This is a genomic window from Candidatus Erwinia haradaeae (genome assembly GCF_900698955.1).
Classification (GTDB): domain Bacteria; phylum Pseudomonadota; class Gammaproteobacteria; order Enterobacterales; family Enterobacteriaceae; genus Erwinia_E; species Erwinia_E haradaeae_G.
In genome coordinates this window covers 383,817-399,888 of sequence record NZ_LR217720.1, presented here as the reverse complement: position 1 = coordinate 399,888, position 16,072 = coordinate 383,817, and the positions used below count along the sequence as shown (strand labels likewise).

The window sequence follows — 16,072 nt, the reverse complement described above, 5'->3', positions numbered from 1 at the left end:
TATATACTATATATGCTTTCTTTTGTAATAAGATTACTACCTCTTACTTAACAAATATCTAACTGTATTTGCATATTGATGAATATAAGTATTAATAGAACTCCTATCTAATCCATCACCTGTCACTATATATTTGCCATTTATGAGCATAACCGGCACACCTGGAAGGTTAATATCTTCTGAAATTTTTTTCTGCTTCTCAAGTAAAGAAAGAACTATGGGATTATGCCATGCAGAATCATAATCTTCTGACTTGATTCCGGTAGATTTTATAAAAACTTTTTTTAATGAAGCGGAATCTACAATGGTTTTATTGATCAATAGACCTTCAAAAATTGGAAACATCACTTTTTTTTCTACACCCATCATTCTTGCCATAGCCCATACATGGCTTAATGTTTGCCCCATGTCTCCACCAAAGTTAATAATATGGTATTTTACTACTTGACCATGCAACCCAAAATCCCCATTTAAAATATCTTGATTGTACCATGCTTTTTCAAATTCATAGCAATGAGGGCAGTAAAATGAAAAAAATTCGAGCACTGGAGGGATAGTAGTAATAGGTTTAGTTAGCGTCATATATTGCTTACCATCGTTAAATGGAGCTGCAAAGGCGCTATATGCTAGAACCATAGCAACCACAGTGAAAAAAATATTTTTCATTTGCGACCTCTTCGTTTTTCTCGCTCATTACGTCATACAGTGACAAACCTTTAAAAACTGAGATTGACGTTATGACTATATACATCATGTTAACTCAATCTGTATTGTACTCTTACTATCCAATCACCTAGTGCTATCTTTGTCTCATACGTTATATCACTCAGTGAGGTAAATTAGATGATCTTCTACAGCAGATAATTATCCGCACAATGATCCACCTGTCCTATATTTTATATTAAGCTGTCTAATATATTAGATCACCATACCATTTATGGAAATGTACAAAAATAATCACATCTATAATATATAATATTGAACATATACGTTCATTATGCTTCATAATATGCATATATTATCCATCTCTTGATGGTTTTTTCAAAAAGTATAGCAAGTATAGATATTGGCTATAAAATATAATTTTACACATTACTATAAAAATAATTTTAAAATATGAAAATAAAGTAAATTTTAAATAAAAATAAAATAATATTATTATGAATAATTGGCACTACACTAGAATAATACTTATTATTTATCTTATAAAGTCGTAATTATATATAACAATATAATGCAATAGTTATTTACAAAAAATTAAATTTGTTAATAAAGATGATAAAAGTAATATGCTATGTATTTTAATTAGACATACGCATATTTTAATAAAAGTGAATTTTAGAGTGTCTTACTGCATCACAAACGATAGTAACGGCATCAGTTTTAATAATTATTAATATGTATATATAATTTTTCTCAATCAGTCTCTTTAAATTAAAAATAAGTACAATATATTATATGTTATCATCATATGATCTAAATAGTATAGAAATATAATTCATGTCATAATCATAATATATATACTCTTAATATATTTTATTAAAAAATTTTTTTAAAAAACCATGAAATGGTTTACTCATATAAAGGAATATCTTTCAATTCATGTCATGCATTAGTTCTCCATACCCCCCCAACGCTTAAAAAGGTCATTGGGAAGCTTAATATCAAATTGATCTAATACACGATTCACAATCTGATCGATGATATGCATGATATTAGATGGACGATGATAGAAAGCTGCGACTAGAGGCATAATAATAGCTCCTATCTCTGCTGCTTCAGTCATGGTACGAAGATGACCTAAATGGAGAGGGGTTTCACGTACACATAACACTAGACGACGACGCTCTTTTAAAACAACATCAGCAGCGCGTGTCATTAATCCATCATGATGCCCACACACAATACCAGATAAAGTCTTCATTGAACAAGGTAGTATAAGCATGCCAATTGTTTTAAAGGAACCAGAAGAAATGCTAACTGAAATATCCTGTACATCGTGCACTACATCAGCCATTTCCTGAATATCACGTACTGAATATTCACTCTCTAAAAGTAGTGTTTTGCATGCTGCCTGACTGATGATTACATGTGTTTCAATATCATTGACTTGTTGTAAAACTTGTAAAGTGCGAACACCATAAATCACCCCACTAGCGCCAGATATTCCTAGAATCAGTCGTTTCATCGCATATATCCTAAATACACTAAATAAAAAAGAATAAGTTATATGCTTAGTGCATAATCTATCGATAGATGTTTTGATAAAGTTTTTCATGAACAGTATGTAGTCATAACTCTACAGTATCAAAATAGTGGAATATAATAATTCTGCTATTTACAAACACCACTTTTATATACCGTCAATGATTCTTTCATATACTTTTTTATATTATACAATTCATTTTATGTAATTTTAGAGTGTGTAAATATAACACTGATATCAGTTAAAAATATATGAATAAATGACGATAACAAGTAATACAATATTTAACTATAAACATAAAAGTGTTATATATAGAGATAATCTGTAATAACCTACATTATGGCAATAATTATAAGATAAATGATATTGATGTACATAAAATATAGTAATATAAAGATTCACTTAAATATATCTATAAGATATTGCATTTTTGATTATGGCCAATGATTACAATAATTGGCGCTTAAAGAATCTTAGTCACAGTATGTAGTCAATTTATATAAAAAACTACGTTTGATAATATCATGTGATATCAAAGTAATAACATATTGTTATGCATTATATATGTCAACTACACATATGATATAGTGACACACTAAACAAAAGATAACATAGCTATTTAAATAAAAATTTAATTGTTTATTACCTATTACCATTATTCTTAAATATTTCTTAGTCATCATGAACGAAAATAAAACATCTTTTTAATGTCATAACATGTGAAAAGACATAAAATATAACATAAATATCACTGAGAACATTTTATATAGAATACCAGAATTGTATATTCAATACCACATGCTTGCACAATATTTAACTCTCATTATGTATCTCTAAACTCTCTATTTCATTTAAACGTTGTAATTCTTGCGTTTCATCGTTACGTAAGAATTGCAAATACTCAAAGGACCGCTGATCCACATCTTGAGTGACGTAAATACCATTAAAGACAGAGCACTCAAATTGCGTAATCTCTAAATTCTCCTCCCGTACAGCCTCAATGAGATCAGTAAGATCCTGAAAAATTAAAGCATCAGCACCTATTAACTGCCGGATCTCTTCCACCCCTCTCCCATGGGCAATTAATTCATTTTTGCTTGGCATATTAATACCGTATACATTTGGAAATCGAATTTCTGGAGCTGCGGAAGCTAGGTAAACATTTTGAGCTCCTGCTGCTCTAGCCATCTCAATAATCTGTTCGGAAGTAGTTCCACGCACAATTGAATCATCCACTAACAAGACATTCTTGCCGCGAAATTCTTCACGATTGGCATTTAACTTGCGTTTAACCGCACTACGTCGTAGATTTTGACCTGGCATAATAAAAGTACGACCTACATAGCGATTTTTTACAAACCCTTGCCGATATGGTTTATTAAGAATGCGTGCCATTTCTAATGCTATATCACAAGAAGTTTCAGGAATCGGAATCACTACGTCAATTTTGCGATCTTTCCATTCACGAACAATCTTCAAACCCAGTTTCGTCCCCATACGAACCCGAGCGCTATACACAGAAATTTTATCGAGGAATGAATCTGGACGCGCAAAGTACACATATTCAAATATGCATGGATGATGTTTAGGATTATCAGCGCACTGTTGGCTAAATAGTTGACCTTTATCAGTTATATATACAGCCTCACCTGGTTCTATATCACGTAAAAACTGAAAGCCCAATGTATCTAACGCAACACTTTCAGAGGCTACCATATATTCAAAACGACCATCTTCTGCCTGCCGTCTACCAATCACTAATAAGCGAATACCGTAAGGGTCACGAAACGCAATAAGCCCATGACCAATAATGATTGCCACACAAGTATAAGCGCCTCTTACTTTACGATGTAACTCAGAAATAGCTGTAAAAATATTGACAGATGAAAGTGGATAGTGCTGAAAACAATTCACCTCCTGTGCGAAAATATTAAGCAGTATCTCCGAATCCGAAGTGGTATTCACATGACGATGACTATCTTCAAATAATGATTTACGTAACATATTGGCATTAGTAAGATTTCCATTATGAGCAAGAGTAATGCCATAAGGAGAGTTCACATAAAAAGGTTGTGCTTCAGACGCACTACAGCTACCAGCGGTAGGATAACGAACATGGCCAATGCCCATGTTTCCCTGCATACGCTGCATATGACGCGATTTAAATACATCACTTACCAGTCCGTTAGCCTTTCGCATATGGAAACAATTTACTGCATCAACAGTAACAATACCAGCAGCATCTTGACCTCTATGTTGTAGTACTGTTAACGCATCATAAATAGACTGATTAACTGGAATAAAACCAGCAATCCCAACAATACCACACATATTAATATTTCCTTATAATCTGAGTAATAACAAAATTATAGTAACAGAAAATTTGAGGTGCTGTTTAGGTGATGTACAATCCAATTTATGAGATAACTGAAACGTGGTGCAAGCTGAGATTTATGTAAATCGGGAAGTGTGCTAACATCAGTAAACGTATCGAAAAAAAACAACATAGCTGCAACAATAAATATACCACGCAGCCCCCCAAAACAAACCCCTAGTACCTGATCAGTGCCTTTTAAGCCGGTTTTTACAACTAAGGATTCCATCATAGAAGTGATAAATACTCCTATCAGTAAGCTGCCAATAAACAAAAAGATTATAGATATTCCATTACACACTAATTGGTTGCCTAACCCTTTCGCTTCTAAAAAAGTAGAAAAAAATCCGTAATAATGATAAGCAACAAAACACGCCATACTCCAGGTGATTAAAGATAGTATTTCCTTAATTAACCCCCTTGTTGAGCTAACAAGAATCGAAAAACCAATAATTGCAACAATTAAGTAATCTATCCAGATCATTATATATCTTCCGGTTAAGCACTGCATGAATACTTCATTTATGTTTTTTATGAAAACTTTTTCTCTATTGAGATTGAGTGCACGCACGACTCAATGAAATAACATTTTCCGTATGTAGTATCTCGGTAATAATTATGATGATTGGTATGTCTAGGTATTAAGAATATTATCTCTCCTCCCAATATAATTATAAATATCCTAGTGAAGTAGGTGTTAAATACACTACGATAAAATGTGTCATATTAAACAAACTATGATGAAATGTATCATTGTAATCTTACATAGAACTACCACACATGATAACTACACGATGTATAATTTTCTATGAAAGTACTGCAATGCTAGATATTATATGATTATGTGAGAACGCCATTAATGTCATGAAATGTATTTTTCTCAATCATCACATATCACAATCTTAGCATGTGTTATGCTTTACCTGAATGACATATGACAATGTTTTACTTACCATTGTATGAAATATTTCACTTTGAATAAAATTCCAAAAATACTCCACAGTACTATTATGCAGCACTCTAAACACCTATAGTGCATGAACGAGTAAGCAACACCTGTATATCCAGAAATTATTAAAATTAGTGATTACATAGAATGATCATCTAGTACAATCTACAATGTACCACAATTTGTACTGATGTTCTCAGTACACAGCATATAGCTTGCAAAGCAATAAATAGCGCTCATATGACATCGTCATCATATTCCACATAGTCTGTGTTTTGCCACATACATACAATTGAAAAAATTTTGACTCCCTATATTGTAATGCTCACAAATCCATCACCCTCAACGTATAATACGTATAATAATTGTGTACTTTGTAAATAATTTTCATATACCCCTGCAAAAATAAAGCATGCACTGATCTCACATAAAATAGATATGCATTGTATAAAAATTATTTATTATTTACTAAATCCACCTATATCTTTATAAGAGCAAATATAAGCATAAAGACATTTCTACAGGTATATTCTTCTGTTTTAGTCGTATTAATCACATTGCTCTATTTTCATTATGCAATGTGAAAAATATTTAAATGTCAGCATTCAATGCAAGGATGATAATCCATCACTATTAGCATGCTTATATTACAAAATAGTCTGCGCGGGCACTATTTTATATTTCTATTGAAGCAATCTCACTACAATCATTTAAGATAATAATATGACGCAATACTAATGTGTATTAGTATCATGCTCTTCATTTTTAATCCAAAGAGCATTCAATGATAATCTAACTATTATATCATGTGATGATGCTCAGTTATAAAATCGATCACTTCATATTAAAATACAATTTTACTAATGATATTCTATATATAAAAAGATTGATGACCCATTTTTGTCATCGTGCTAAGAATATTATTCTGCTCTAAATACACAATCAGTGATTAGTCATAAAACGCATGTAATTTTATTACAAGTGATAATCATGACCGCTGTTCTAATATAACTACTCTCTGCTCTAATATAGCTAGTTTCTCTTGTAGGTGTAATAAAGTTTGAGCTTGAATATCAAACTCTGCACGATTCACTAAATCGAGTTGCATTAGTTGTGATTGAAGAATATGCAGTATTTTATTTTCGAGATCATATCCTAAATCCCGAAAACTTATAGGCATAGCATTGTGCACATGGCGAGCTAAATTTTCAATTGTTTTTATATCAATCATAGTATAATTCCTCATAGGATTGTAGAATACACTTTATCATGTCTATATAGTATTTATCTATCTACATATAGTGTGATCAATCAGAAACATAAATACCAATGATCTAAAAATTTTTAAAAATACTATAGATATAATTATCATGCTAAAAAATAAATTAACCCTATAAACATTTGTAATTTTTAGTAAAAATGACTAAAAATATTCGTTAGTCGTAATAAAGACACTATATTATTAATATATATGATAATATTAATAATAGCTCAGTTTAGATCCATATAATAAAGCCTTAACTGCAGATAAAATGTATATTTATATCGTAAGATTAAATATATCCATTCTTCTGTCTACATACATAGTACATGCACTGTAGAATCCATGTATACTCTTTATTATATTTATATAACCATATATATCTGCTATCTATCTAAAAAATACACAGAAACAATCTCATATATAGTTGTATAGTTTATGTGTATCTTCTGTTTCTCTCCTGACGCCAAGATATAAAATATCATTGTGCATTTCCTGATAACACCACATTAACTTTTATATCCATGAGGCAATAACATATTACTTTTCCTGATGTAATAGAATGTTTTTCTTACTTATTCAATAAACTTTTTATCACACCGCTCATACAGCATACTATGAGTATTGATAAGTAAGATACTTTAGTGCACATTTAATTTTTATTGATTAATATGTATTATAAGACAAACCTTCTTCTTTTAAATTTTAATGTAATAGATAATGCAGTCTTATGCACAGGATAAAATATTCATATCTTTTAATAGATAAATTAATGTATTATATATCAATATCTGCATCATTATTAAAACACAATTATATAGTAAAATAACCATATGTTATTAAACAAGCTTTCTTACTGATTTATCATTCTCAATATCATATTTATGATGATATATATTTTAATATATTACTATAATTAGTATAGCTTGATAGGCATTTATTAATATCTAGTTAATCAAGTTTTAAAAACGTATTATGTTTTGATTACATCATAATATCCAATAATTAAAATCAATAAAATAAATAAAAAAATGAGTTGGAATTATCATGAAATAACTGAGTAATAGTTTTTTCAGAACGTGGAATGTTATTCCACTTACAGTACACATACGTTATGGATATAAATATTATATTAATCGTGATCTTTATTTTTATTTCATGTGATCGCTGTGTTATTTAGCTAACCAATCTTCTATTTGTTGATGTATTCCCACCCAATCTAATTTATAATCAACACGAATCTCTTCTTGAGTCCCTTGAGGAATAAACTCATCTGGTAATCCAATATTTAATACTGGGATTACTTTACGTTTAAACATCAAGAGCTCATTAATTCCGCTACCAGCACCACCTTTGATGACCCCTTCCTCAATAGTAACAACTGCATGATGTTGTGCTGATATCCCTAGCACTAAAGCCTCATCTAATGGTTTCACAAAACGCATATCAATCAGCGTGCTATTCATTTTTTCTGCTACTATGGCAGCCTGTGAGAGAAGTGTACCGAAATTTAAGATGGCTAGTTTTATTCCTTTACGTTTTATGACACCCTTGCCGAGTGGTAAGTTGGACAACGGTTTAAGATTAACACCAGTTCCATGACCTCGTGGGTAACGAACTACACTAGGACCATCTAAATAATGATAACCAGTATATAACATCTGACGACATTCATTTTCATCACTAGGTGTCATAATAATGATATTAGGGATACAACGGAGAAAAGCAAGATCAAATGCTCCTTGATGAGTTTGACCATCCGCTCCAACCACACCCCCCCGATCAATGGCAAATAACACTGATAATTTTTGCAATGCAACGTCATGAATTAATTGATCATAAGCACGTTGCAAAAAAGTAGAGTAGATGGCAACTACAGGGCGATAACCCCCAAGCGCTAATCCAGCAGCAAAAGTTACTGCATGCTGCTCGGCAATAGCTACATCAAAATATTGATGTGGATACGTGCGCGAAAAATTCAACATACCAGAGCCTTCACACATTGCTGGCGTGATTGCCATAAGTTTATCATCTACGGCAGCAGTTTCACTCAACCACTGACCAAAAATCTCGGAATAACTAGGAAAACAGCCAGTTTTCTTTGGTAAAAGACCACTAACCAGGTCAAATTTAGGTACTGAATGCCAACTAATAGGATCTGCTTCGGCTGGTGCGTAACCTTTGCCCTTTTTTGTGATCACATGTAAAATTTGCGGACCTTTTAACACCCTTATATTACGCAATATTGATACTAACTCCCGGACATCATGCCCATCTACTGGGCCAATATAATTAAATCCAAACTCCTTAAATAACGCGCCAGGAACTATTTTACTTTGCAACGGTTCATCAGTGCGTGTAAATATTGCTTTAATAGATAAAAATCCATCTAGAACCTTTTTATTGGTTGCATTAAGACGTGCATATGCTTGACTAGAGAGAATATGTGAAAGGCGATTGTTCAACGCACCAACATTTTTAGAAATTGACATTTCATTGTCGTTCAGTACCACCAGTATATCGGTCTGCATATCTCCAGCATGATTCATGGCTTCAAACGCCATACCAGCAGTCATCGCACCATCACCAATCACACAAACAGTAAGACGACCTTTATCTTCTTTGTTCGCTGCCACTGCCATGCCCAACCCAGCACTAATTGAAGTAGATGAGTGACCCACACTGAGCATATCAAACTCACTTTCTTCACGCCATGGAAAAGGGTGTAGCCCACTTTTTTGTCGAATAGTGCTAATCTTGTCGCGACGACCAGTAAGAATTTTATGCGGATACGCTTGATGCCCAACATCCCACACAAGATGATCAAAAGGCGTGTTATAGACATAATGTAGCGCAACTGTAAGTTCTACAACACCTAGTCCAGACGCACAATGACCACTTGAACAACTCACACTTGCAAGAAGGTACTGTCGTAGCTCATCACAAAGCAATGGAAGACTCTCTTCCGGTTGCCAACGTAATTCTTGTACCGTACTTACCAAAGCAAGTGTCGGATACTTTTTAGATTCAAAGCTCATGAGCCTCTCATGTATAAAGTTATTTATTGCGCTGAATAATAAAACTTGCTAGAGCTCGTAACATAGTTGTATTATATTTTTGTTCAGAAAGAATTGATAATACACTGAGAGATGTTTGATACAAATCTCGTATTTTTGCTTGAGTATTAGATACACCAAGTAACGTAGGATATGTACTTTTACCTGATAGTTTGTCGGAGCTAGTTTTTTTACCCATCATCCCCGCATCGCCAATTACATCCAGAATATCATCTTGTGCTTGAAAGGCGAGACCGATGGCATGCGAAAAACTATCTAGTTCTGGTAGAACAGATTTTCCGTAAGCGCCAGCTGTAAGTGCACCTAAACGCACCGCTGAACAAATCAATGATCCTGTTTTGTATCGGTGTATCTTCTCCAAATCTTCTAGTGTCATTCTCTTACCTTTGGACATTAAATCTAATGCCTGACCGCCACACATACCTGTAACTCCGCTAGCATGTGCTAGCTCAGATAACATCGCTAGACGGTTTTCTTTTGTCACACCCGGCATTGGAGAGTTTACTAAAATAGAGTATGCAAGAGCTTGCAAGGCGTCTCCAGCTAGGATAGCCATATCCTCTCCGAATTTACGATGGCATGTCGGATGACCACGACGCAGATATGCATTATCCATTGCAGGCAAGTCATCATGAATTAAAGAATAGGCATGAATGCACTCAATAGCTGCCGCTGCAACATCAAGCGCCGCATCATCTGCGTGTAACATATTACCTGTTGCATATACTAGTAAAGGACGTATTCGCTTACCTCCTAATAATGTACCGTATCCCATAGCGCCCACCAAGGCAGTATTTTTAAAAGATAGTTTTGAAATATATCTTTGAAGTACTGTATTCACTCGATGACGATAACGATCGAGCAATATGTTAACACTCATTACTTTTTCCGTTTAAGTTATACTTGTCTACATGCTAGTGTACATAGTACATGAATACATGAAGTCTATGTGACCTTCAATGCTCTAATATATCAAACAAAGACGCACATATGATCTATAAACGATCAATTAAAGTTATTCCGTAGACTTAGCTATCCATCATGTGATAATGTACCGATAAATTATCGATGTAGTTTAGACATTAATATTCAAGATGTGATAATGCATGAATGCATCTATAACCCTTACATAATTTACATTAATGTTCAAGTGCATGAAGTTAACAACAATGAATAAACCTATATTGATAATTACCATCGATACCGAAGGTGATAACCTTTGGAAAAATCATAATAAAATTACCACAAAAAATACTGATTTTTTACCACGTTTTCAAGAACTATGCGAAAAATACAAATTTAAAACTACTTGGCTTACAAATTATGAGATGTCTGTTGATGCAAAATATATTGAATTTGCTAAAAGTATTATTAAGAACAATAGTGGTGAAATAGGAATGCACTTACATGCCTATAATAACCCCCCTCTATACAATCTTACTGGAGACGACTTGCGATACAAACCATACCTAATTGAATATCCACCAAAAATTATGAAGCAAAAGGTAATGTACATCACCTCTTTGTTAGAGGATACTCTACAGATAAAAATGCGCTCTCATCGCGCCGGTCGCTGGGCTTTAAACACCTTGTATGCACAGTTATTAATAGAACAAGGTTATCAGGTAGACTGTTCAGTTACACCACACGTGAGTTGGCAATCCTCCATGGGAGATCCATGTGGATCTGGTGGAACTAATTATCAAAAATTTCTTGAGCACGCTTATTTTATTGATCCCGATGATATATCTAAATCTGGCTGTTCTACGTTACTTGAAGTACCAATGAGCACTCAGCATAAACATTGCTCCTTTATCAATCAGGTGCAAAAGATATACAATAAATTACATGGCAAAAAACGCAACCCCTCTGTGCATTGGCTTCGCCCTCAAGGTGGTAATGTAGCACAGATGATCAAAGTGATAAGAAAGACGCTATCCAGTAATAAAGGTTACCTAGAATTTATGATACATTCTTCCGAGTTAATGCCTGGCGGAAGTCCGACCTTTAAGAGTAAAAAAGATATCGAGATGTTATATCAGGATCTAGAAAAACTATTCTACTATTTAAGTATGCGTACAATAAGTATGAGTTTATCAGAATTTTATGCTAAAAAATTAAAAAACCGCGAGATGAACCCATGTAAATGAAAAGACTGCAATATAAAAAAGATAAAAAAGCACTATTACAACAGAATTAAAATTCTATCTTTTCTGCGGATAAATAATATCCAGCACCTCTATTACAAGCATAATACTATCTTAAATAACAAGATCTTTTATTATAACAAACTGATAAGAGATACATCAAAATCCTAACTCTGGATGTTTATTAAAACTAATATTTACTTCTTCAGATAAGATCCACGTAAATCGTACGATTGCATATCCCGCTGTAGACTAATCATCAACGCCATAATTTATAGCAATTAATAAGTCCATTGGTGGAGCTATCATGACTATGACTGTCTTCTTTATCAGATAGATTGAGAAAAATACGATTAGCAAGTTTTTTACCGACATCGACCCCCCACTGATCAAAGCTAAAAATATTCAGAATGGCGCCTTGCGTAAAAACTTTATGTTCATACAATGCCATCAGTGATCCAAGAGTATATGGCGTCAGGTCACGTAATAAAATTGAGTTAGTCGGACGATTACCTTCTAATACTTGATAGGGGATCACATTTTCAGACCATGTAGCACCTTCCTCGGTCATCATAAATTCATTTGTTATTTCTTCACGTGATTTACCAAAAGCTAATACTTCTGTTTGTGCAAAAAAATTAGACATTAATTTATCGTGATGTTCTCTGAATTTATTGTGAGATATAGCAGAGGCAATAAAATCACACGGTATCAATTTAGTGCCTTGATGAAGACACTGGTAAAACGAATGTTGGCCATTAGCACCTATCTCACCCCAAATAATAGGACTAGTCTGATAAGAAACAACCTCGCCACTACGATCAATACACTTGCCATTAGATTCCATATTCACTTGTTGAATATATGAGACAAAACGATGCATATGTTGATCATGCGGTAAAATGGCCTCTGTTTCTGAGCAGAAGAAATTATTATACCATATACTTATTAGAGCTAATAATACAGGTAGACTCTTCTCTGACGGAGTCTCGTAAAAATGACGGTCCATAGCATGAGCGCCGCTTAAAAATTTTTCAAAGTTCGCGAAACCAATGGATAATACAATCGATAAGCCAATAGATGACCATACTGAATATCGACCACCAACCCAATCCCACAATGCAAACATATTATCAACATTTATACCAAAATCACTTACTGCTTTTTTATTGCTTGACAAAGCGATAAAATGTTTCTGTATATCCGTCTCTTTGCCAACAGTTAAAAACCATGTACGCACACTGTAGGCGTTAGTCATAGTTTCTTGAGTTGTGAAAGTTTTTGAGGCAATCAAGAACAGTGTTGTGTGAGGAGTTAATTTCTGAAATATTTCGGCAAGCTGCGTACCATCAACATTAGATATAAAATGCATCCTCAGATGATTTTTATAAGGCCTAAGCGCCTCAGTCACCATATATGGACCCAAATCTGAGCCACCAATACCAATATTCACTACATCAGTAATCGCCTGCCCGCTAAAACCCTTCCACTGACCATTAATAACAAGATTAGAAAAAGCTTTCATTTTATCTAATACTTTATTAACTTCAGGCATGACATCTTGTCCATTCATCAACATTGGAGAATTCGTGCGGTTACGCAAAGCGACATGCAGTACTGCACGATTTTCAGTACGATTGATCTTTTCACTGGCAAACATTGAAGTAATCGCACTACGTAAATTAGTTTCTCTTGCCAATGCCTGTAAATTCTGAAGTGTTTCGCTTGTAATAATATTTTTTGAAAAATCTAACAATATCTGGTTGTTAAAAATAAGAGAAAAAGTAGAGAAACGTTGACGATCTTTATTAAAAAGATCAATAATTTTTACACCTTGCATTGTTTGAAAATGATGACAAAGTACTTTCCAAGCAGCAGTTTTTGTTGGGTTAATATTGTTCATACCACCTACCTTCATTAAAGGTATTAGCTTGACATTAAAGATATAAACACTTACTACTATTAATCACTGTGCCTGCTCTTTCCTGATGATCATCTTTCTTTATCCTATAGTGATATTAACTGCATATGCAACGTGATTGGTGAATACTGAATGGGTACGTTGTAATTATCATAAAAACTTAAAGATTCTATATCACAAAGAGATGTCATTAAAGATGAATTTTATCTAAATTAGCGATCATATGTGTAGATATGTTAATTGCACCATTCAGATCCATAATGTTAGCCTCATGCATATAGCATATACTTCTTATACCAGTAACATGCATTAATGCGTAATAAACACATATTGTCACTATTCAAGTAGGTTGACCCTGTCTATAATCTCGACATAAAACTACCCTTATTATGATAAAAAACCAATACTTGAGACGTAATATTAACAAATCTACGATTCATCAAACATAAGTATATCTTAAATAATACGCATAGATGTGTATTATTTATATGATCTAATTATGTCACTAGATTATGAACATTTAAATTTTTGCGTGAAGCATTTATTGCACCCGCATGAGAGATGCGCTGCGCTGTGAAACGCACTTTCTGCATACAAATCATCATCTTGATATAGTAATCTGGGAAAATATACGATAATCATAATATTTTGTATGATACCCGTTCACTCAAAAGACTCATGTAATCTATCAAAAATGTCAAGAAACATCATTCTATAACATGCGAGCATTTCTTCTAAATATGAGTACACCTGATGCTTCTACTCATATAGTTTCGTAAGAAACGTTAAAATAGATGCGCATTAAAAACAAGAAAGTTTCCAATCGCAAACAAAATAGCTGCAATAGTTGACCTGTACTACATGCAGAAATAATATCGATATGATCAAGACCCTATCAACTCTGTGCCGTTCCAGACAAACCGATAAATATTTTCGGTTAATGGTACATTCACACAGATAATAGACGGATTGATCAGGAACACTAAATATTCTAGTAACTCTAAGGATACGATATGGCACTCTTTAGTTACAGAGTGACAGAATACCTTACATGGTTCAATATGTGAAACGAATGAATATACATATTCTTATCACACATAACATTTAATTGACTTCCTCACCCATATAGCGGTAATTTTAGATGCAAGAAACTATAGTTTTTTCTTTTTATTTAAAATAGCATCATATTTTTACGCACAAATAGACGTAATGTCTAGCTTATTTTAATATCTTTCAATAATAAAGAAAAAACAAGATATATACCACACTAGCTCTCTTCACGACCTTATTTCACGATTTTACAGTGTTCGTGAAAAAAAACATTGTGCTCACTAGACAGATGAAGACCATGGCGCTACAACAAGAGTATTGTTACTCACACCCCTCGATGTTTAGGAAAAATCTGCGAAAATATGAAATATTACTACTCACTGCCCTTATTTTTACATACATACACTAGCGCAAAGTCATAAAAAATTTTAAAATGTTATTTTTTCAAAAAAATAAAGTCATTTCATGTAATCCACCTCAACTTCACATTTAGCCCTCTAGAAAAATACGAAATAATTCATCAAGAATATTTTAACAAACCTCTCTTTTCGGGTGTTTAAAAATTTAAATAGATTCTAATACTAAATGTTGCAATAACTACTAGTGTTAATATGATAGTGAAATAATTCAACCAGAACGGTTTACATGCATTCCAAACAATAAAATGTACAGTTCGACTATCTATGAAATCTATATGAGCTATGACATCTAATAGTGACCACTGTATGTGTATACATATTAACCATATCTTCATAGCGCTCATATAAAAACATAAACGATAGTAGAAATTATATTACAAATCCCATACATCTTTGATGTTTAAGACACTCACAAAAAATTACTCATTACAGAATATTTGTCTTATATACCCATAATTACATATAAATAATACTATTATAATGTAGTCTGCTTGCATATGGTTATTATATATGACACGAAAAACAATCATATACATATATTTTATGCTTATTCAATATATAGTTATATAACTAAACGCCTGGTTTTTACTACAGAAAAGACAAAAAAGAAAAAGCTGTTGTAACAGATCAGTTATAACATATGAATATTTCTCTAACACATAAATGTA

At 32.9% G+C, this 16,072-nt stretch carries 9 protein-coding genes; 1 reads left to right on the top strand and 8 read right to left on the bottom strand.

Going from position 1 to position 16,072, the window contains the following annotated elements; genetic code table 11:
* Positions 1 to 36: 36 nt before the first annotated feature.
* The 7 genes from ERCILAFE3058_RS01215 to ispA form a co-directional block, all read right to left on the bottom strand.
* Complete coding sequence (locus tag ERCILAFE3058_RS01215; RefSeq protein ID WP_157989666.1) at positions 37 to 666, bottom strand: DsbA family protein; 630 nt, start codon at positions 664 to 666, stop codon at positions 37 to 39.
* A gap of 946 nt (positions 667 to 1,612) precedes the next feature.
* Entirely contained in the window at positions 1,613 to 2,188 is a 576-nt protein-coding gene (locus tag ERCILAFE3058_RS01210) for a UbiX family flavin prenyltransferase (RefSeq protein WP_157989665.1), read from the bottom strand.
* Between the two features lie 831 nt (positions 2,189 to 3,019).
* Complete coding sequence (gene purF, locus ERCILAFE3058_RS01205; RefSeq protein WP_157989664.1) at positions 3,020 to 4,537, bottom strand: amidophosphoribosyltransferase; 1,518 nt, start codon at positions 4,535 to 4,537, stop codon at positions 3,020 to 3,022.
* A gap of 35 nt (positions 4,538 to 4,572) precedes the next feature.
* Positions 4,573 to 5,064: a CvpA family protein gene (locus tag ERCILAFE3058_RS01200; protein WP_157989663.1), complete on the bottom strand. Its 492-nt coding sequence runs from the start codon at positions 5,062 to 5,064 to the stop codon at positions 4,573 to 4,575.
* A gap of 1,453 nt (positions 5,065 to 6,517) precedes the next feature.
* The gene (locus ERCILAFE3058_RS01195; RefSeq protein ID WP_157989662.1) at positions 6,518 to 6,760 is read right to left on the bottom strand and encodes an accessory factor UbiK family protein; all 243 of its coding nucleotides are present in this window, start codon (positions 6,758 to 6,760) and stop codon (positions 6,518 to 6,520) included.
* Positions 6,761 to 7,962: 1,202 nt separating this feature from the next.
* Entirely contained in the window at positions 7,963 to 9,828 is a 1,866-nt protein-coding gene (gene dxs, locus ERCILAFE3058_RS01190) for a 1-deoxy-D-xylulose-5-phosphate synthase (protein ID WP_157989661.1), read from the bottom strand.
* A gap of 19 nt (positions 9,829 to 9,847) precedes the next feature.
* On the bottom strand, positions 9,848 to 10,747 hold the full coding sequence (gene ispA, locus ERCILAFE3058_RS01185) for a (2E,6E)-farnesyl diphosphate synthase (protein WP_157989660.1): 900 nt from the start codon (positions 10,745 to 10,747) through the stop codon (positions 9,848 to 9,850).
* A 289-nt stretch (positions 10,748 to 11,036) separates the two neighbouring features.
* Here ispA and ERCILAFE3058_RS01180 point away from each other — a divergent pair, with 289 nt between their 5' ends.
* A complete protein-coding gene (locus tag ERCILAFE3058_RS01180; RefSeq protein ID WP_157990055.1) occupies positions 11,037 to 12,017 on the top strand; it encodes a polysaccharide deacetylase family protein in 981 nt (326 codons plus the stop codon).
* A 256-nt stretch (positions 12,018 to 12,273) separates the two neighbouring features.
* Here the strand turns inward: ERCILAFE3058_RS01180 and pgi are convergent, their stop codons facing one another.
* On the bottom strand, positions 12,274 to 13,917 hold the full coding sequence (pgi, locus tag ERCILAFE3058_RS01175) for a glucose-6-phosphate isomerase (RefSeq protein ID WP_157989659.1): 1,644 nt from the start codon (positions 13,915 to 13,917) through the stop codon (positions 12,274 to 12,276).
* Positions 13,918 to 16,072 lie beyond the last annotated feature (2,155 nt).

Excerpts from the sequence above, each read along its gene's own strand:
- ERCILAFE3058_RS01200 (WP_157989663.1), bottom strand. The coding sequence starts at position 5,064 with ATGATCTGGATAGATTACTTAATTGTTGCAATTATTGGTTTTTCGATT.
- ERCILAFE3058_RS01180 (WP_157990055.1), top strand. The coding sequence starts at position 11,037 with ATGAATAAACCTATATTGATAATTACCATCGATACCGAAGGTGATAAC.
- purF (WP_157989664.1), bottom strand. The coding sequence starts at position 4,537 with ATGTGTGGTATTGTTGGGATTGCTGGTTTTATTCCAGTTAATCAGTCT.
- ERCILAFE3058_RS01215 (WP_157989666.1), bottom strand. The coding sequence starts at position 666 with ATGAAAAATATTTTTTTCACTGTGGTTGCTATGGTTCTAGCATATAGC.
- ERCILAFE3058_RS01195 (WP_157989662.1), bottom strand. The coding sequence starts at position 6,760 with ATGATTGATATAAAAACAATTGAAAATTTAGCTCGCCATGTGCACAAT.
- ispA (WP_157989660.1), bottom strand. The coding sequence starts at position 10,747 with ATGAGTGTTAACATATTGCTCGATCGTTATCGTCATCGAGTGAATACA.
- dxs (WP_157989661.1), bottom strand. The coding sequence starts at position 9,828 with ATGAGCTTTGAATCTAAAAAGTATCCGACACTTGCTTTGGTAAGTACG.
- pgi (WP_157989659.1), bottom strand. The coding sequence starts at position 13,917 with ATGAACAATATTAACCCAACAAAAACTGCTGCTTGGAAAGTACTTTGT.
- ERCILAFE3058_RS01210 (WP_157989665.1), bottom strand. The coding sequence starts at position 2,188 with ATGAAACGACTGATTCTAGGAATATCTGGCGCTAGTGGGGTGATTTAT.